This is a genomic window from Mycobacterium sp. (assembly GCF_035314665.1).
Classification (GTDB): Bacteria; Actinomycetota; Actinomycetes; order Mycobacteriales; family Mycobacteriaceae; genus Mycobacterium.
The window spans coordinates 1-18,249 of record NZ_DATFZD010000423.1; the positions used below are offsets into that span (position 1 = coordinate 1).

Annotated in this window: 17 protein-coding genes; 7 read left to right on the forward strand and 10 right to left on the reverse strand. The window is 65.5% G+C overall.

Annotation, left to right across the window (positions count from 1 at the left end):
* Positions 1-827: 827 nt before the first annotated feature.
* The 4 genes from VKI00_RS30415 (at position 828) to VKI00_RS30430 (ending at position 4,893) form a co-directional block, all read left to right on the forward strand.
* Positions 828-2,276, forward strand: coding sequence for a PE-PPE domain-containing protein (locus VKI00_RS30415; RefSeq protein WP_324446581.1), 1,449 nt, complete (start codon positions 828-830; stop codon positions 2,274-2,276).
* Between the two features lie 133 nt (positions 2,277-2,409).
* Entirely contained in the window at positions 2,410-3,114 is a 705-nt protein-coding gene (sodC, locus tag VKI00_RS30420; protein ID WP_324446584.1) for a superoxide dismutase[Cu-Zn], read from the forward strand.
* A complete protein-coding gene (locus tag VKI00_RS30425) occupies positions 3,095-4,246 on the forward strand; it encodes a glutamate--cysteine ligase (RefSeq protein WP_324446586.1) in 1,152 nt (383 codons plus the stop codon). Before sodC ends, VKI00_RS30425 begins: the two co-directional genes overlap by 20 nt.
* 17 nt (positions 4,247-4,263) lie before the next feature.
* Positions 4,264-4,893, forward strand: coding sequence for an LON peptidase substrate-binding domain-containing protein (locus VKI00_RS30430; RefSeq protein WP_324446612.1), 630 nt, complete (start codon positions 4,264-4,266; stop codon positions 4,891-4,893).
* 4 nt (positions 4,894-4,897) lie between these two features.
* On the opposite strand, the gene VKI00_RS30435 is transcribed toward VKI00_RS30430, so the two are convergent.
* The gene (locus VKI00_RS30435; RefSeq protein WP_324446588.1) at positions 4,898-5,722 is read right to left on the reverse strand and encodes an SAM-dependent methyltransferase; all 825 of its coding nucleotides are present in this window, start codon (positions 5,720-5,722) and stop codon (positions 4,898-4,900) included.
* 134 nt (positions 5,723-5,856) lie between these two features.
* Between VKI00_RS30435 and VKI00_RS30440 the strand changes: the two genes are divergently transcribed.
* Positions 5,857-6,687, forward strand: a complete 831-nt coding sequence (locus tag VKI00_RS30440; protein ID WP_324446590.1) for an enoyl-CoA hydratase-related protein — start codon at positions 5,857-5,859, stop codon at positions 6,685-6,687.
* Between the two features lie 2 nt (positions 6,688-6,689).
* Complete coding sequence (locus tag VKI00_RS30445) at positions 6,690-7,523, forward strand: SMP-30/gluconolactonase/LRE family protein (protein ID WP_324446592.1); 834 nt, start codon at positions 6,690-6,692, stop codon at positions 7,521-7,523.
* On the opposite strand, the gene VKI00_RS30450 is transcribed toward VKI00_RS30445, so the two are convergent.
* The 7 genes from VKI00_RS30450 to VKI00_RS30480 form a co-directional block, all read right to left on the reverse strand.
* The gene (locus tag VKI00_RS30450; RefSeq protein ID WP_324446594.1) at positions 7,479-8,093 is read right to left on the reverse strand and encodes a helix-turn-helix domain-containing protein; all 615 of its coding nucleotides are present in this window, start codon (positions 8,091-8,093) and stop codon (positions 7,479-7,481) included. The two genes, VKI00_RS30445 and VKI00_RS30450, sit on opposite strands and share 45 nt — an antisense overlap.
* Positions 8,090-9,022 (reverse strand): SDR family NAD(P)-dependent oxidoreductase, encoded by a 933-nt coding sequence (locus tag VKI00_RS30455; RefSeq protein WP_324446596.1) that lies wholly within the window; start codon positions 9,020-9,022, stop codon positions 8,090-8,092. Before VKI00_RS30455 ends, VKI00_RS30450 begins: the two co-directional genes overlap by 4 nt.
* On the reverse strand, positions 9,019-10,476 hold the full coding sequence (locus tag VKI00_RS30460; protein ID WP_324446598.1) for an acyl-CoA reductase: 1,458 nt from the start codon (positions 10,474-10,476) through the stop codon (positions 9,019-9,021). The genes VKI00_RS30455 and VKI00_RS30460 overlap by 4 nt, the downstream gene beginning before the upstream one ends.
* Entirely contained in the window at positions 10,473-11,909 is a 1,437-nt protein-coding gene (locus VKI00_RS30465; RefSeq protein ID WP_324446601.1) for a hypothetical protein, read from the reverse strand. Before VKI00_RS30465 ends, VKI00_RS30460 begins: the two co-directional genes overlap by 4 nt.
* Before the next feature lie 128 nt (positions 11,910-12,037).
* On the reverse strand, positions 12,038-13,510 hold the full coding sequence (locus VKI00_RS30470; RefSeq protein WP_324446603.1) for an MFS transporter: 1,473 nt from the start codon (positions 13,508-13,510) through the stop codon (positions 12,038-12,040).
* 121 nt (positions 13,511-13,631) lie between these two features.
* Positions 13,632-14,129, reverse strand: a complete 498-nt coding sequence (locus VKI00_RS30475; protein WP_324446605.1) for a hypothetical protein — start codon at positions 14,127-14,129, stop codon at positions 13,632-13,634.
* Complete coding sequence (locus VKI00_RS30480) at positions 14,126-14,932, reverse strand: hypothetical protein (RefSeq protein WP_324446607.1); 807 nt, start codon at positions 14,930-14,932, stop codon at positions 14,126-14,128. The genes VKI00_RS30475 and VKI00_RS30480 overlap by 4 nt, the downstream gene beginning before the upstream one ends.
* Positions 14,933-14,953: 21 nt before the next feature.
* On the opposite strand from VKI00_RS30480, the gene VKI00_RS30485 reads away from it, so the two are divergent.
* Positions 14,954-15,547: a TetR/AcrR family transcriptional regulator gene (locus VKI00_RS30485; RefSeq protein ID WP_324446608.1), complete on the forward strand. Its 594-nt coding sequence runs from the start codon at positions 14,954-14,956 to the stop codon at positions 15,545-15,547.
* Here VKI00_RS30485 and VKI00_RS30490 read toward each other — a convergent pair whose 3' ends face one another.
* Both VKI00_RS30490 and VKI00_RS30495 read right to left on the reverse strand, forming a co-directional pair.
* Positions 15,548-17,722, reverse strand: coding sequence for an AAA family ATPase (locus VKI00_RS30490; protein ID WP_324446610.1), 2,175 nt, complete (start codon positions 17,720-17,722; stop codon positions 15,548-15,550).
* Positions 17,719-18,249: CDP-alcohol phosphatidyltransferase family protein (locus VKI00_RS30495; protein ID WP_414687341.1), on the reverse strand; the 531-nt coding region annotated here is incomplete at its 5' end. The genes VKI00_RS30490 and VKI00_RS30495, both read right to left, overlap by 4 nt.

Here is an 18,249-nt window from a genome sequence, read left to right on the forward strand (position 1 = left end):
GAATATCAGACTGACACGCGTCGATACGACACGCTCGACACCCCGACGACTCAACTGATCAACGAAGCGGCGGCCGCAGCGACGGTTGCGGCCGCCGCTTCACCCTGCCCACTTGACACGAAGTCCCCCATATCAGAACGGCGACAGGTCGTGGACGCCTACGTTATCTGCGCCCGCCTATATCGGATCCAACGGACCGCTGGGAGCGCTCGCAAGTGACTGTGACGCTGGCGGAGGCGGAGCGTACGGTCCTCCTGCGCACACCGGGTCGGTAGGCATGCTGATGCATTGGGGATCCGACGGACCGGTGGGGCTGCCAGGATCTGCATTTTGCAGGAACACTCGCACCCGTCGCGGTTGCGCCAATGAGCGCAACGGTTACCGCCGTTCCCGTCACCGCGCCCCGGATTATCGAAAACATCACCCACCCCCATCGATCGCTTCTGACCTGCGGACCCGACGCATTACCGGTTAGGGTCGCATGCCCGGCTCCCGTACGCGTGGGAATCAGGTATGGACGCAATTGGCCATCGCACGCCGCCAAACTCCGCCTCTGGAATGCAAAAACTTCGGTCCAGAATTCGGAGTAATCTTCCGATTTCTCGGACACAGGCGTAGAGTGCCTGACACCTACCTTTCCTTAAGGTACGCTGAGATTTGCTTAGCAGCGGCCTGAGATGCACTGACAAGTAGGGGGCTGACCGATGGCTCATCAGCACAGCAGCAAGCGGAATTACCGGTCGCGGAGCGCGCACCTAACTGCCGGTGTAGCAATCGTGGGCGCCGGTCTGCTTGTAGTCCCCTCAGTCGCATCGTCGCCTCGGAACGTGCAAATCCGCGAAATCCAGCTCATCGATGTCGACACCGCAGAATCGCCGCTGGGGGATGGTACGGCGTTAGTGTTCGGCCCCAGCGGTGTCCCGATCCCGCCGCCGCAATATGTGGACGCCGCGAACACGCTGTATCTGCAGCCGCTCGGCTTCACCGGCACCCCCCAATCCGCGTTCGAACCCAATGGGGCGTATCCGCTGACCGGTGTCAAAAGCCTGGGGGTCGACACGTCGCTGGGTCAGGACCAGCAGATCATGGTCTCGGATATCGAAAGCCAAATCGCCGCTGGCGGGGTGAGCCCCGAGAATCCCGTCGTGGTTTTCGGCTACTCGCAGAGCACAGATGCTTCCTCGCTGATCATGTCGCAGCTCGCCCAACAAGGCGTGCCCAGCGACGATGTGCACTTCGTGCTGGTCGGCGATCTGCAAAACCCCAACAGCGGCTTCCTGAACACCTTCGATTTTCCCGCCGGTAACACCTCGGCCTTCAATGCTTTTGACGCTTCCTTCTACCCCCCGACGCCGTCTGACCTTTACCCGACCGACATCTACACCCTCGAATACGACGGTTTCGCCGACTCCCCGCACTACCCGATCAATCTGTTGTCGGACCTCAACGCCGATGTGGGGGTCTTCTTAGCGCACTTCTTGTACCTGGACATCACCCCCCAAAAGATCAGCAGCGCGCAACTCTTGCCGGGATCTGAGGCGCTCACCGGCGAAGGGCTGACCGACTACTACATGATTCCCAACGACAATTTGCCGTTGTTGGAGCCGCTGCTGTTGATCCCGGGAATCGGACAACCGCTCTATGACCTACTGGAACCCGACACCCGGATCCTGGTGAACCTGGGCTATGGCAGCATCACCGAAGGCTGGAATCAGGGGCCGGCAAATGTGCCCACCACCTTCGGGCTGTTCCCCGACATCAACCCGACGCAACTCTTCGACGCACTGAGCAACGGCTTGCAGCAGGGAATCACCGATGCCCTCAACGATATTCAGAACCCGATCAGCTACCAAGACCAGATCGCGCCGTTCTTGCCGTTCGTGAACGCGGTGTCGACCATTGGCCTTGCTCCCGAGAACCCATCGTTCACCGAATTCTTGGATGGTTTCCTCACGTTACTCGGCTTCCCGGTTTCCGACGTAACGCTAAGCTCGCCGCCAGCAGACATCATCAACGACATCAGCGCCACGGTCTCGAACGAATATTCCTCGACGCTCGCGTTTGCCGACGCAATCAACGTGTTGCTCACCAGCCTGCCCGCGTACGACGCGAACATCTTCACGGATCAAATCGATGCCGGTAACTACCTTGGCGCGATCCTTGATCCGATCGCCGCCGACACCGCACTGGTTCCTTACGACCTCATACTCGGTGTTGCACAACCCCTGGTCGCGACCCTGGGCACCGCGGTCAACGTCGCGGAATTGTTCTCGTAACTGCCCACCCTCCGACAGGAAACCGCTCCTCCTCGGCCCATTCCGGGCCGCATCGTCGTCGGGCTCAGGTTGTTTGATCCCGCTCCTCCTCGGCCCGTTCCGGGCCGCATCGTCTTCGGGATAGGCTCTCCCCATGGTTAAGCCCATGCGCCGCAAAGTCGCCGCCGTCACCGTCTTTGTTCCGCTCGTCGCTTCGGTCGCGCTGCTGAGCGCATGCAAGCCCAACCAGCCCCCGGCGACCTCCCCCGGGACCACGCCGGCGATCTGGACCGGGTCGCCGGCGCCGTCGGAGACCCAACAGAAGGGTGGGCCGGCGGCGCCGGAGAGCCTGACCACCCAGCTGATCGCGCCTGACGGCGCCAAGGTGGCGACGGCCAAGTTCGAATTCGCCGACGGCTACGTGACAATCACCGTTGAGACGACCGGGCACGGCTCGCTGACCCCCGGATTCCATGGCGTGCACATCCACTCGGTGGGCAAATGTGAAGCCCACTCGGTTGCGCCGAACGGTGGTGCGCCGGGCGACTTCTTGTCTGCCGGTGGGCATTACCAGGCTCCGGGGCACACCGGCGAGCCCATGAGCGGTGACCTGACCTCGCTGGAGGTCCGTAAGGACGGCAGCGCCTTGTTGGTGACGACGACGGACGCGTTCACCAAGGAGGACCTGCTGGCCGGCCAGGGGACCGCGATCATGATTCACGCCGGATCCGACAACTTCGGAAATATCCCGGCGGATCGCTACACCCAGGTCAATGGGGCACCGGGCCCCGACCAAACCACGATGTCCACCGGAGACGCCGGCAAGCGGGTGGCGTGCGGTGTCATTGGTGCCGGCTAGCGGGCCGACCAGCAGGGCAAGCGCCCATATCGACTTCGCCGGCTCACCCCGACCGACGATCGGGGTTGAGTGGGAATTCGCGCTCGTCGACGCGCAGACGCGTGACCTGAGCAACGAGGCCACCGCCGTCATCGCAGAGATCGGCGAAAACCCGCGCGTGCACAAGGAATTGCTGCGCAACACCGTTGAGGTCGTCAGCGGCGTCTGCGACAACACCGGGCAGGCAATGGAGGATCTGCGCCAAACCCTGGGACCAGCCCGCCGGATCGTCCGGGACCGTGGCATGGAACTTTTCTCCGCCGGCACGCACCCGTTCGCGCAATGGTCCACCCAAAAGCTGACCGATGCGCCGCGCTACGCCGAGCTGATCAAACGCACCCAATGGTGGGGCCGGCAGATGCTGATCTGGGGTGTGCACGTCCATGTCGGGATCTCCTCGGCGCACAAGGTAATGCCGATCATGACGGCACTGCTCAACTACTACCCGCACCTGCTGGCGCTGTCGGCGTCGTCGCCGTGGTGGGGCGGGGAGGACACCGGGTACGCCAGCAATCGGGCGATGATGTTTCAGCAGTTGCCCACCGCCGGGTTGCCTTTCCACTTTCAGTCCTGGGCGCAGTTCGAAGGTTTCGTCTACGACCAGAAGAAGACCGGCATCATCGATCATATGAACGAGATCCGTTGGGACATCAGGCCTTCGCCGCATCTGGGCACTCTGGAGGTGCGGGTCTGCGACGGGGTGTCCAACCTGCGTGAGCTGGCCGCGCTGGTGGCGCTGACGCATTGCCTGATCGTCGACCTCGACCGCCGGCTCGACGCCGGTGAGCCGCTGCCGACCATGCCGCCCTGGCACGTTCAGGAAAACAAGTGGCGCGCCGCACGTTACGGGCTGGATGCGGTAATCATTCTCGACGCCGAAAGCAACGAACGGCTGGTCACCGATGACCTGCCCGACCTGCTGAACCGGCTGGAGCCGGTCGCGAAGTCACTGCACTGTGCCGACGAGCTGGCCTCGGTGGCCGATATCTGGCGGCGCGGCGCGTCGTATCAGCGGCAGCGGCGGGTGGCCGAGGAGCACGAGGGAGATCTGCGCGCGGTTGTCGATGCGCTCGTCGGTGAGCTGGATATCTAGTGAAGACAGCCCTTCCGATGGCGATGTTCCCACTCCAGTCGGCCCTGCTGCCCGACGAGGATCTGCCGATGCAGATCTTCGAACCTCGCTATGTCGCACTGGTACGGGACTGCATGCGCGACGACGATCCTCGCTTCGGTGTCGTGCTGATCTCCCACGGCCGCGAGGTCGGCGGCGGCGATGTGCGTTGCGACGTCGGGACGGTTGCCAGGATCACCGAGTGCGTGGACCTCGCCGGCTCAGGCCGGTTCGTGCTGCGCTGCCGGACCGGCGACCGGATCCGGGTGTGCGACTGGCTGCCCGACAATCCGTACCCGCGCGCGATGGTGCGGGCCTGGCCGGACGAGCCGGGCGAACCGGTGAGTGCAGACCAACTGGAAGAGCTCGAAGACCGGGTGATGGCGTTATTCGAGCGGATCGCGGCGGCCCGCAATTTTTCGTTGCCCGATCGGGATGTGGTGCTTGGTAACACCGCTGACGCCGTCGATCCCGGTGTGCGGTTGTATGCGCTGGCGTCGCGGGTTCCGATCGGCGCGGCGGACCGCTACTCCGTGCTGGCCGCGCCGTCGGCCGCCGAACGACTTGCCGCGCTGAGCGAGGCGGTGGATTCCGTTGCCGCGGTGATCGAATTCCAGCTCTCCGAATGATCCGTTAGAAGGGGCCGCTATTCCTACTTAACCGGCCCTCGATGAACACGCTGCGCGGCGCGAGATTCTCCTGGTCGGCTTCCGGCGCCCGGTCGTAGCGTTCCATCAGCTTCGGCGCCTCGATAGTGGTGACTGCCCAGCCGCGTTCGGCCAGCCACTGCGTCAGGTCCGTGCGTTCCTCGATGAACCACAGCTCCGTGTTGTCCGGCCCCGCGTCCCCTTGGACGCGGCGGATGTATTGGCGGCGCCGCTCGAGGTAGTCCGGGTCGAAGAAGCTCGGGCTTAAGGTCTCGCCCGCGATCCAGCTGCCGGTCGCGCTCAGCTTCACGATCCGTTCGAACAACAGATCCTGTCCGGCCGCCGGCAAGTAGGGCAGCAGTCCTTCGGCCGACCACGCCGTCGGCGTCGACGGATCAAAACCGGCTTCGCGCAAGGCCGTCGGCCAGTCCGACCGCAGATCAATCGGCACCGGCTGATACCGGACAGCAGGTCGAGCATGCCGCGCGGCCAGCGTGTCAGCCTTGAAGGCCAGCACCTGTGGCTGGTCGATCTCATATACGACGGTGCCGTTGACCCACGGCAGCCGCCAGACCCGGGCGTCCAGGCCCGCGGCCAGAATCACGGCCTGCTCGATGCCGTTGGCGCCGGCGTTGATGAAGTATTCGTCGAACCACTTGGTGCGCGCCGCGGCGTAGCCCCTGAAGAGCGGCAGTCGTTTGGCCGCCCCCGAGGCGTCCCAGCCGCGCTTGGTTGCCGCGTCGATGAAGAACTGCGCATAGCGGTCGGTGAACAGGGGGCATTCGCAATCGGATTCAGCGGCGCGCACCATGGCCACACCGAGCGCCGTCGCGCCGACGCTCTCGGTGATGTCCCAGCTGTCGTTGTCAGTGCGTGCCATAACGCCAGGCTGATGAAATTCGAAACCGCGCGCTCAGCCCGAGGTGGCGTGGTGTACTTCGACGGGTGGGATCCGATGTGCTGGTTGACGTCGATGCGGGTGTGGCGGTGCTCACACTCAATCGCCCCGAGCATCTCAACGCCTACACCGCCGACATGGGCAGGCTGCTGAGTCAGGCCTACCGGGACTGCGACGCGGACGACGACGTGCGGGCCATTGTGGTCACCGGTTCCGGCCGGGCCTTCTGCGCCGGAGCGGATTTCTCCGGCAGCGCGTCGCCGTTCGACGCTCCGGCCGACGACACCGCGTTCTCCGCGTCGCCGATCGACCCGGCCGCCTTCGAATTGCGCAAGCCGGTGATCGCCGCACTCAACGGCCATGCGATCGGAATCGGCCTGACCATCGCGCTACAGGCAGATGTCCGCATCGTCGCAGAAGACGCCAAATATGGTGTGGTGCAAGCCCGTCGGGGAGTGATACCCGACTGTATGTCACATTGGACGTTGGCGCAATTGACGAATCTGGGGGTGGCTGCCGAAGTGTTACTCACCGGACGCACGCTGAGTGCGGCCGAGGCCGTCGCGCTCGGTATCGCCAACAAAGCGCTGCCCGCCGCGCACGTACTCGACGCTGCCGTGGCGATGGCCCGCGACATCGCGACCAATGTGGCGCCGATGTCCGCGGCGTTGTGCAAGCGACTGCTGTGGGACACCGCGATCAACGGCTACTCCCCGCGACAGGTCGCTTGGCTGGAAACGCAACTGCACCATCGGGTGATGGGCACCGACGACGCCCGTGAAGGAGTCGCCGCCTTCCTCGATCGGCGGTCGCCGAGGTTCACCGCGCGGCTTTCGGCCGACTGGGCGCCGCTGCCCGAACCCGAGACGAAGGCGTGAGCATGCACATCGACGTGATGGCGGATGGACTCGGCTTCACCGAGGGGCCGGTCTGGCTCCCCGATGACCGCGTGGCGCTGACGTCCATCAGCCATGGTTGTGTCTACATCGTCGACCCGCGCGACGGTGCGCTGGAACGCATCGACACCGGCGGCGGGCCGAATGGCTTGGCCTGCAGCGCCAATGGCACGTTGTATGTGGCGCAAAACGGCGGCGCCTGGGGCGCAAGCGGTCCCGCCGAGCCGGGTGTTCAGGTGATCACCGACGGGCGCGTCGACTACCTCGTCGAAGGGCTGGGAGCGCCGAACGATCTGACGTTTGGCCCGGACGGGCGGCTGTGGATCACCGACACCCGCGGAGAGTTTGACATCAGCACGCCCGATGCCGGGCCGCCCGGCCACGTGTATGCGACCGATGTCGATTCGGGTGACACCCAACAGGTCATCGACGACGGACCGGTGTTCATCAACGGTCTTGGGTTTGATCGCGACGGTTCGAGATTGCTTGTGACGGCGACGCTGTCGTCGCAGTTGCTGTCCTACGACGCCAGCGCATTCGGTCCGCCTGATGTCGTGCACACCTTCGGTGATGGTTGGCCCGACGGGATGGCGGTGAGCGCTGGTGGCGACTACTGGGTTGCGCTGACTGCCGCTGACCGCATCGACGTCGTTGACACCTGGGGGCGGTGCGTCGGACAAGCCGCATTGCCGGCAGGATCACTTCCCACCAACGTCTGCATCGGCGGGAGGCGGGGCGATGAACTGTTCGTCACCGCAGCGCACATGGAGGCCCTACTGAGAATTCGTTTCGACGGTGACCTTCCACCGCTCGCCTGAAGCCGTGAGCAACTCCGCCAGCGCGATACCGAGGTTGTGCAGATTGGTCTCCAAGGAGTAGGTCCGGTCGACGGTCCAATTGACGATGCCGCCGGACAGCGCGCCAACAATGATGTCTGCCAACGTTTCCGGGTCGTGTCGCGTGCTGACCTCGCCGCGAGCGACGCCCTCTTTGACGAGCTCGACGAAGGTGTCGTGCAGGTTGAATCCGCGCTGGATGCCGTAGCCGCTGGTGGCCAGCATTTCTCCGATCAGTTCGCGATAGGTGTCGCCCGATTTGCTCAGCGCCGAGGCGATGTCGTCGAACACGCCGACAAGACGCGCCGGGATCGCCTCGTCGCCGCGGTCGAAGAACACATCGTGTAGGTTGACCAGCCGCCGCTCCGCCAACGCACGGATCATGTCCTGACGGGTGGCGAAGTGGTTGAAGAACGTTCGGTTGGCAACGTCGGCGCGCTCGCAGATCTCTTCGATCGTGGTGGCCGCCGCGCCCTGAGCCAGAAACAGATCGAAGGCCGCAGTGAGGATCTTCTCGCGAACCTCGAGCTTTCGCCGTTCGTGCCTATTCACGATGCCGCACATACCTTCTCGGAGAGCGTCCACAGCTCCGCGGCGCGCTCGGCGTCGCGCGCGTAGGACGCGACGGTTTCGCTCACGCCGCAGTCCTCGAGATACAGCCCACCCCGGTCGGTCAGTTCCGGGCTCACCGCGGCCCACACCTGAGTGGCCGCGCCGTGCTCGGGCGTGGTGAAGTCTAGGTGGCCGTCGGTTGATTCGCCGCGTGCCGCGCTATTGGCCACGGCGTATTTGCGGAGTTGGGAGAAATCGGATCGCGACATGTACCGCGCCAGCGAGGTGGCCACCGTACCGGGATGGACGGCGTAGGCACGGATTCCCAACTCGCACAGGCGTCGGTCGGCCTCGACGGCGTGCAGGATGTTCGCTGTCTTGGATGCGCCGTAGGCGACGAACTTGTCGTAGTCGCGATGTTCCCAGTTGGGATCGTCGAAGTCGACGTCGCTCAGGGCGTGGCCCCCAGAGGACAGGATGACCAGCCGCGCGCCCGCAGCGGCGGCGAGCTCCGGAACAAGTAGACGGGTGAGTTCGAAGTGCCCGAAATGGTTGGTGCCCATCTGGATTTCGAAGCCATCGCTAGTTCGGCTGAAGGGCGTGAACATGACGCCGGCATTGTTCATCAAGATATCGATCACCGGCGTAGCCTCGCGGATCGCCGCGGCGGCGGTGCGCACACTGGCCAGCGAGGTGAGATCGAGATGCACCGTCGACGTCCGCGCGCCGGGCACCTCGGCCTGTACCCAGCGGGCCGTCTCGCCCAGAGCATCGGCGTTGCGCGCGGCCAAAATCACCTGCGCGCCCGCGGCGGCCAGCGCCCGCGCCGACTCGCGTCCCAGCCCCGACGAGGCGCCGGTGATCACACACACCTTGCCGGATAGATCAATACCCTCAACCACTTGCAGGGCGCTACGGGATTCGGTCATGCCGGCGTGAGCTTCCACAGCGGGATCACGACGTCGGCGTCGCATTCCTCGTCGACCACCCACTTGCACATTCGCCTGATCGGTTCGATGGCGTCCTGGGGCGCGGCGATCGCAACACTGCATGCATAACCCAGGCTGGTCAATCGTTGAGCGCCGAACAGCGGCAACGTGTCTCGCAGCCGGCGCTTGAGGGATTCGGGGTAGATACCGATGGTTTGAGTGTAGGCGTTCACCGCGGCGGTGACCTTGTCGATGTCGTCCACCGGCACGATATTGGCGACCCGCCCAGAGAGCATCGGTGAGTAGTCGACGGGCTCGTCAAACTGGGAGACGACGATCGCGCCCTCGCGCTGCTCGCCGCCGATCACGCGATAGAAATCTTCTGTCATTCGGGAGGACTCCAGGTGGTCGAGCAGCTCACGGCTGGGGTAGCGCGGCGGGGTGCTGACAACGGAGGGCAGCGAAACCAGTTCGTGGTAGATCAATTCGCCGAGCCGGTTCGCTTTCGCCAGACCGTCGGCATCGGTTCCACTGAGCACGTAGATGACTCGGGCGTTCGCGCACCCCTCCTGGTTCGCGACGCCGATGTCGGTCGCGGCGCGGCGGGCCACCTCGCGCATGGTGTCGTCATCGTCGAACGCCTCATGGCCGATGATCGTGGCGCTGCGTTTGGGGTCCAGCGCGATGAGCTCCAAACCGGGCTGAATGTAACGGGTTACGTGCTTGACCGACGTCAGCCCGCCCCACGCGACAATCTTTTCGATGTGCTGGGGTTGGTAGAGGGCTTCCTCGACGGCCAGATCGCCGCCCTTCCAATATCCGACCGCCAGATGCTTGGTGATCGGGTGGTGTGGTGCGACATCGGCCAATGTGCGGGCGATCGCGACGGCGGTCAGTGGGTCATTGGACGGGGCTTTGATGACCACGTCCGATCGGGTGATCACCGAGCGCAGGATGGTGACCGCCGAGACCAATCCGCCGCTGCCGGCCGGGATATGCAGCACCCGGGATCCGAAGGCGCGCACCCGCAGTTCACGGCCGTCGTGCAAGGTGTGCGGGACCCATCCGTTGAGGTAGTCCAGGCCGACCTGGCTGTCGGCGATTTCGGTGACGTTGTCCCGTGAAAACAGCGGCCGCAGAACGCGATAGCTGTTCTGCATCATCTCCGGCGGCAGCACATTGGCCACCAGCGACGCTTCATAGGCCTCTTGCAGGTGAGTGTTGGTGTCGAAGTCCAGCGCGTCACCGAGCGCCTCGAGGACATCGAGGATCTCGTCGAAGCTCAACTGGTAGAGGTCGCTCATCTGCGCCGGGCTTTTGAGTGGCAGCTGTTCGACATACTTGCTCATGTCCGGCGCCGCGAACTGCGCGGCACCGACGCGAGTATCGAACGGGACCAGGTCCTCGGTGATGACTTCGCCCCGCAAGAACAGCGGGACGGTGTAGGCGATCACAGATCCAGCCCCTTCATGAAGTTGACCGCCTCGTTGTGCACCTCATGTGTTGCCGCGCAGGTGATCCGGTCGCCTTCGACGCCCTGCTTTTCGCTGTAGCGCATGATGCCGGGCTCGAAGGCGACGCTGGCCTGTCCACACGGGCACTGCAGGTCCCAGTCGATTGTGACTTCGTCGCCGGAGATCACGCCACCCCAATGGGCGCGCAGCAGGATGTCGTAGACGGCGGCCCGGCCGGTCTGTACACCGGTGCGGGGGAGTGGCTCGCTGGTCTCTGGATCGAGCACGAAGGGTATGACCCACGGTGCGACGTGGTAGCGGCCCTCGCTGCAACCCCAGTGGAAGGTGCTGGACTCCGAGAAGCCGTAGCCGACCTGGATGCGGTCGACGCCGAGGAATTCTTTGATGACCTCCAGGAAATCGTCCGGCAGCACAACGCCTTTCATCCCGCCGCCGGTGAGGATCGCCGAGTCCGGGGCGAAAACATTGCGGAGTCCGCGGTCGAGACCCGCCCTGGCGATGTCGTACATCTGGTGGAAGGCACTGGTCATGAATACCCGCTTGCCGCGCAGCTGGTCGGTGAGCCGGGTGAAGAACGCCTCCATGTCCTGGGCCTGACGCGCCTGCATCGCGATGAACTCGTCCTTACGGGCGGCGAGTACCGGGTCGATCTCGAGCCGATCGAGTTCCCCGCGGGACGCTGCCGCGCGCATCTTGGAGGCCAGGAACATCAGGTCGGTGTCGACCGCGCCCGGGTACAGCGCGTGGAACTTGCTTTCGTCGCCACCGGTGAAGCCGCGCTTGATCATGTTGGCGATGCGCAGATGACCGAGCTTGCCGTTGGCGAAGTTGGGCCACACCACATCCACTACCGGATTGAGCTCGGCTTCGGTCGGCTCTTTCCCGAAGGTTTGGAACAGGCAGATCTTCCACAGCGTCATGCCGTCCCGCGCGCCGCGTTTGTCTTTGGGCAGGATCGAGATGGTGCCGGTGGTGCCGCTAGAGGTGATGACTTCAAGCGGAGTCTGCTCGTCGAGGCGGTCGATCCAGTCGTCGATGCCGGTGCAGCCGGCGGTATCGACGTCGGACAGGTCATAGTTGGTCAGCTTGTCCAGCCACTTGGTCATCAGGTCGAAGCGCTTCTTGTCGACCAGCGCTGCGGGGTATGACTTGAATGCGGTGTGTGAGAAGAACAGCGGCACAACGTCATTGAACTCGTGAAGCTCGGTGACCCCGAGCCGGTCAGCCAGTTTGCGCAGCATTTCGATGCTCTCGCGATGCTGCTGAAAGCGGATGCCCATGGCTTGTCGTTGCAGCGCTTCGAGCTCACCGCGGTCGATGCTGTGCATCTGGGTGTAGGACTGGCCGAAGAAGCGGATCGGGTCATCCATGAATTCGGTCACCGACCGCGTCGTCTTTTCCGTGACTGTCATTGGGTCATGGTAGACCTATTATGCAGTCATAAGCAATATTGCAGTTGACTGCAAATTGCTGGGTGCGCTCCCAGGGCGGAAAGCCGTCGGCGCACACTCGGAGGGGCTTCTGCGCAAAAGGGTTGCGCTCAAACCGTATTCGGAGATGGCGCGCTCGACGCCAACTGCGGCACAGGGGCGGCGACTTCATCGGGAACCGGCTCACCGTGAACGACCGAGTTTCTGATAGCGAGGCCGCCGACGACGGTGCCGATGAAAAACAGCAGCGCGCTGACCTGGAGCAGCCGGGTGAAGCTGGCATCGGTCAGCCTATCGGCGGCAATCAATCCCATGCAGGCCACCGCGATCAGCGCAGAAGTCCGCCCCGTCGCGTTCTGGATCGCGGCGGCGATTCCGCTGTGCGCGGACTTGACGGCGGACAGATTGACCGCGGTCAGGGGCGTGACGGCAAGGACCATTCCGATGGCCAGCAAAATCCTGCCCGGCAGCACGTCAGTGAGGATGTGGAATCCATGCGCGGAGGGACGGATGAGCAGCAGACCCAACCCGGCCAGCGCCGGACCCGTCATCAGGAAAATCCGAGGTCCGATCCGTGCCGCCAGTCCGCCAACGCGGCGGGCGAACAGCAACGACATGATGGGGCTGGGCAAGGTAATCAGACCCGCGGCGGTGGCCGAGTATCCGGCGACCTCTATGAGGTACAGAGCGATGGCCAACGAGCCCATCGTGATGCCGCCGTAGACGCACGCGGTGACCAGGTTGGCTCCGGTGAAATTGCGGATCGTGAACAGACCTGGCGGCATCATCGGGTGGCGCGCGCGGCGCTGCCATGCCACGAACGCCAGCAATGCCGCGACCCCCACCACCAACGCAACCCTGACCCGGGGGTCGTCCCACCCCCGGCGACCCTGTTCGATCAGTGCATACACCGTGGCGGCCAGTCCGACCGCCGATAGTGCGGAGCCTGCGACATCGACGCGTGGGCGTTCGGAGGGCCCGGGCATCCGGCGAAGCCAAAACGTCAACGCAAAACCTATGGCCACCGGGATCGCCGACAAAACGTAGATCCAGCGCCAGCCCAGGAAGTCCACGGTCAGTCCCCCCAGCAGTGGTCCGAGCGCAAAGGCGGTGCCGGTCCAGGCCGTCCAGGATCCGATTGCGGCAGGACGGTCCGCGCGCTTGAACGACGAGGTGATCAGCGCGAGCGAGCCGGGCACGAGAAACGCCCCGCCCAACCCCTGGACGACGCGCCCGGCGATCAGCATCGCCGGGGTGCCCGCCGTGGCCGCCAGCACCGAGCCCGCCCCAAAAGCCGCCAGACCGCAGCGCATCACCGGTACTCGCCCGAACAGATCGGAGATGGCACCACCGGGGAGAACCATGGCCGCAACCGCCAGCAGGTAGCCGTCGACGACCCATTGCTGCGAGCACATGCCCCCGCCAAGGTCACGCTCCGTGGCCGGCAGGGCAAGATTCACGACGGTGCCATCGAGGAAGACGACCATCGACACCATGATGGCCAGCAACATGACCCGTGTCGTCTGCGCGACATCGCGGAATTCCAAGAAACCGACCCCCGGAGGCTGCTGTGCAGTGATCATCCCGGCGGCTCGTTGTTCATGGGCACTTCTCCTCGAAGGTGCGATCCATTTGGACCACGGGTGTTAATAGCCGACCTGGTTACAGATCGTCACGAGCGAACGGGCCGCACGGTTCAAGCGGTCAGCGGCTGGCGGCGGCCTCGCGCTCGGCCAGCGACTTCAAGGTGATCAGCTGTTTTCGCATCATCACCAGGTCGCCCAACACGAGAAGACGAGCGAGAAGCGTTGGCCCGCCGAACAAGACGCGCACATGAAGCCGTGAGCCGGCCCCGTCGGGCCGGACCGCGTACGTGACGGCCGCGCCCTTGGCCAGCAACGTGATCTGCTCGTCTGCGACGAAAGACTCCAGCGCGAACAACGTCATGAACCGCTGTCCGACTTCGAGATGAACCAGTTCGGGGCTGCGGTGTCGAGGACTTGGGCGACCGAAATTATCGAGGAGGTCGTAGCTGTAGGGCGCGATGCGTAGCTGACATAGCCAGGCGAACACGATCGGTGCGGGCGCGGCGATGCTGATCGCGCGGTCCGCCCGGACGCCGGCGCGTGGACGAAGCGCGTCGCAGGGCAGCGCCACCGTCTGCTCCGACGGCCGCACTCCCCACGTCAACCCCGGGATCACCGGACAGCGAGAATGACGCCGCGACGGGCGCTGCGCTGCATCAGCTGCGGCGCCAGGATTCGATGCAGCGGGCCGACGACGAACCAGACTGCGCTCGCGGCGATTTTGCGTCGGTAGCGCAGGCTCGTGGTCAGAACTGCGCGCGAGCCGTCCTCGCGGTGCAGCCTCAGCTGGCCGCGCATCAGCGGCCCGTCCGCGGCCAGCACGATCTCATCGCGACCCGAGCGCACGATCGTCCAGCCGATGACGTGCTGGGGCGACGAAAACGGGCCTAACCGAAATTGCAGGAGGTGGCGGTGAATCCACCACACCACATTTCCGCCGACGCCGGGTTTGTCTCCCAGCCCGTCTCGGAATGCTTGTTCGGCGGTGCGCAGGTCGCCGTCGACGATGGGGACTTCGAACGTGTCCACGTAGTCATCGGCATCGTCGGTAATCGACACTGCCGCAATGCGTTTCAGCATCCATCGCACCGCAACGCGGTGCCCGCCGGTGCCGATGACGAGCGCGCGATAGCCGCTACCGTGCAAACCGGGAAAGGCCGCCCACGTCGCAGCGCGCACGCGGGTGCGCTGCGGTGCTTCGGCCTCCAACTCGAACACCCACCGGTAGATCGCGAACGGGTGGCGGCCTTTCAACGCGAACCGCGCCGGTGGTTGTGCTTCGTCCAGGACGAAACCGGCGGGCACGGTCGACGGGTTCTGCGGGTCGCGGCACATCACCCGCAACAGCGCCGACCACGTGTCTTCGCGACTCGCCGCGACGGTTATGGCATGCTCATCGATATAGGGTAAGCGTTCCATATAGAAGGACTGTACTAGATCGTGGCACCCCCGCGGAAGCATGAAACCGATGTGATCCTCGACGCTGCCCGAGCGCTGGTGCTCGACGGCGGACCACGCTCGGCGAGCGTGGCAGCGATTGCCAAGGCCAGTGGTGCGCCGGCGGGCACGCTGTATCACCGGTTCGGCAACCGCAACGGCATCCTGACCGCTGCGTGGTTGCGAGCGCTGGAGCGCTTTCAGGCGCGGGCGATGGCCGCCGACGCCGATACCGCCCTCGAGTCGGCCGTCACGATGGCCGTCTCCGCCATCGGCTTTGCTCGCGAACTTCCCGAGGATGCTCGGCTGTTGCTGATGATCCGGCCGAGCGACTTGCTTGACGGCGAGCCGGATGCGGCGTTCCGGGAGACCCTTGCCGAAATGAATGCGCCGCTTGTGGAGCGGGTGCGAAATTTCGCACGGGAGCTATACGGCAGCAGCGATAGCCGGTGCGTTGACGCCGTCGCGAGAGCGATTTCCGACCTGCCCTACGCCGTCGTGCGCCGGCACGCTTACGACGACGCCTTGCCCGCCTGGTTGGCGGATGACGTCGCCTCCGCGGCCCGCGCGTTGTTGACCAGCTTCGAGCCGAGCTGATTACCGTTGAGCGGCGAACGCGCGCAGCGAGGCCAGCTGCGCGGGATCCAATGAGGGCCGGACGGTTTCGCGTGCGGCAGCGACGTCCGCGGCGGTGATTTCGGCGGCGTCGACCGAGCGCCGCATCGCGGTCAGCGCGGCCTCGCGCAGCAGTGCCACACAATCCGCGGCGCTGTACCCCTCCAGGTCGGCCGCCAGCGCGGCCAGGTCGACGTCGCGCAGTGGCACCGACTTGCCCGCGGTGCGCATGATCTCCAGGCGGGCCTGCGCGTCGGGCGGTTCGACGAACACCAGCTTCTCCAGCCGACCGGGCCGCAACAGCCCCGGATCGATCAGGTCCGGCCGGTTGGTGGCGCCGATCACCACGACGTCGCGCAGCGCCTCGATGCCGTCGAGCTCGGTGAGCAGCGCGGCCACCACCCGGTCGGTGACGCCGGAGTCAAAGCTCTGCCCACGCCGCGGCGTCAGCGCGTCGACCTCGTCGAGAAATACCAGTGACGGCGCGGAATCACGGGCCCGGCCGAACAGTTCACGCACCGCCTTTTCCGAGGAGCCGACCCACTTGTCCATCAGCTCAGAGCCTTTGACGGCGTGCACCGAGAGCCGTCCGGTGCTGGCCAGCGCGCGCACCAGAAAGGTCTTGCCGCATCCCGGCGGCCCGTACAGCAGGACCCCGTGTGGCGGTTCGACACCGAGTCGGGCAAAGGCATCGGGATGCTGCAGCGGCCACAGCACCGCTTCGGTCAGCGCCTGCTTGGTGGCGGTCATATCGCCGACGTCGTCGAGCGTTATCGAGCCCAGCGTCACCTCGACCGCGGCCGATCGCGATAGCGGCCTGATCACGGTAAGCGCACCGAGCAGGTCGTCCTGGGTCAGCTTCGGCGGTGTGCCGTCGGAGCTGGCCCGAGCGGCTGCGCGCAATGCCGCCTCACGCACCAGCGCGGCGAGGTCTGCGACCACGAAACCCGGTGTGCGGTTGGCGATCTCGCTGAAATCGAGATCGCCCGTGGGCACTGGCTTCAGCAGGCTCTGCAGCAGTGCCGTGCGGGTCGCGGCGTCAGGCAGGCCGAGTACCAGCTCGCGGTCACACAGGTCCGGGGCGCGCAGCCGGGGGTCGATGTTCTCCGGCACCGCCGACGTGACGATCAGCGCCACCCCGGCGGCGGCGACCGCCTTGCGCAGTTCAGCCAGAATCAGCGTCGCCACCGGTTCGGCGGTGGCGGGCAGCAGCGCGTCGACGTCGGCGATCAGCAGCACTCCGCCGTCGTCGCGAACTTGCGCCGCGGCCGAGGCCACTCGGTTGAGCCGGTCGTCGGCGGTCAGCGCGCCGACCTCCGGGCCGTCGAGCTCCACCAGCCTTCGGCCCGCGCAGACTGCGCGCACCAGCGTGGTCTTGCCGACACCGGCCGGACCCGACACCAGCACACCCAAATTGGTTCCGGCGCTGAGGGTTTGCAGCAGGTGCGGTTCGTCGAGGGCAAGCTTGAGCCACTCGGTCAGCTTGGCCGCCTGCGCGCTGACGCCTTTGAGGTCGTTGACGGTGACCGGTGACGTCGTCTCGCCGTCCGGCGCCGGCGCCGGTGCTCGGAGTCGCGCGCCGGCGCCCTTGGCCGGGATACCGGTTCCCCAGGTCACCAGCGAGTTCGGCTGCACGCTAACGGGTCCGGCGGGATCGACACCGGAGACGGTCAACAACTCCGATGTCCAGCTGATCCCGACCGCGGACGCCAGCGCGCTGCTAGCGGCCGACGTGGAGGTGCCCGGGCCCAGGTCGCGTGGCAGCAGAGACACCGCGTCGCCGACGGTCAACACCTTGCCGAGCAGCGCTTGCCGCAGGGTCGGCGGGGAGACCGATTGCGTGGTCATCGCCGAGCCGATCAAGGTCACCGACCGGGCGCCGTACACCGTGGCGGCCGCGACGATGACGGCGGTGTCCTCGCTCAGCCCGGCGTTGGACAGCGTCACGTCGTCGAGCAGGACGGTGCCGACCGGGGTTTGCGGCCCGGCCAGGCCGGCCACCGCCGTCGTGGTCCGCGACCCGGTCAGCGACACTGCGTCCCACTCTCGAATGCCAAGGGCGGCAATGGCGTTGGGATGCAGCCGGACGACACCGCGGCGAGAGTCGACGGCTGAGGTGTTCAGCCGGGCCGTCAGCGTGAGTTGTGGGGGCGTCATGTCCGGCCGGTGGGCCTGCGCAGGCCAAGCCGCGCCACAGACCGGCGGTTGGGCTGGGCTCGGCGGATCGCGCGTCGGGTGGCGCGCCGCTGCTTGGGTTTCTCGCCCCACGCCTCGGGATGCGCCGCCAGCCAGTGGTAGCTGTGCACGGAGAACGGAATGTGCAACAGGTAGGCGGCGATCAGCACCATGATCAGGATGTAGGGGAACAGGAACGCCGCCGCCGCGACGATGGCCAGCGCTGCCAGGAGCAGGGCGGCCAGGTTCGGTGGCACCGAGACGGCGTGCATCTTGCGCATCGGGATCCGGCTCACCACCAGCATCGAGCAGCCCGCCACCCATGCGCAGACGAACCACGGCGACGTCCACCAGCCGTCGCCGAACTGAAGCTTGGCGGCCAGCGGGCCGAGCGCCGAGATCGCGCCGGCTGGCGCCGGTATCCCGACGAAGAACTCCCGCGCGAAGGCCGGCTGGCTGCTGTCGTCGAGCAACGCGTTAAACCTGGCCAACCGCAACACGATTGACAC

Bases quoted from the DNA above. Each gene is read 5' to 3' on its own strand.
- sodC (WP_324446584.1), top strand. From the start codon at position 2,410: ATGGTTAAGCCCATGCGCCGCAAAGTCGCCGCCGTCACCGTCTTTGTT.
- VKI00_RS30430 (WP_324446612.1), top strand. From the start codon at position 4,264: ATGGCGATGTTCCCACTCCAGTCGGCCCTGCTGCCCGACGAGGATCTG.
- VKI00_RS30435 (WP_324446588.1), bottom strand. From the start codon at position 5,722: ATGGTGCGCGCCGCTGAATCCGATTGCGAATGCCCCCTGTTCACCGAC.
- VKI00_RS30445 (WP_324446592.1), top strand. From the start codon at position 6,690: ATGCACATCGACGTGATGGCGGATGGACTCGGCTTCACCGAGGGGCCG.
- VKI00_RS30455 (WP_324446596.1), bottom strand. From the start codon at position 9,022: ATGACCGAATCCCGTAGCGCCCTGCAAGTGGTTGAGGGTATTGATCTA.
- VKI00_RS30465 (WP_324446601.1), bottom strand. From the start codon at position 11,909: ATGACAGTCACGGAAAAGACGACGCGGTCGGTGACCGAATTCATGGAT.
- VKI00_RS30470 (WP_324446603.1), bottom strand. From the start codon at position 13,510: ATGATCACTGCACAGCAGCCTCCGGGGGTCGGTTTCTTGGAATTCCGC.
- VKI00_RS30480 (WP_324446607.1), bottom strand. From the start codon at position 14,932: ATGGAACGCTTACCCTATATCGATGAGCATGCCATAACCGTCGCGGCG.
- VKI00_RS30490 (WP_324446610.1), bottom strand. From the start codon at position 17,722: ATGACGCCCCCACAACTCACGCTGACGGCCCGGCTGAACACCTCAGCC.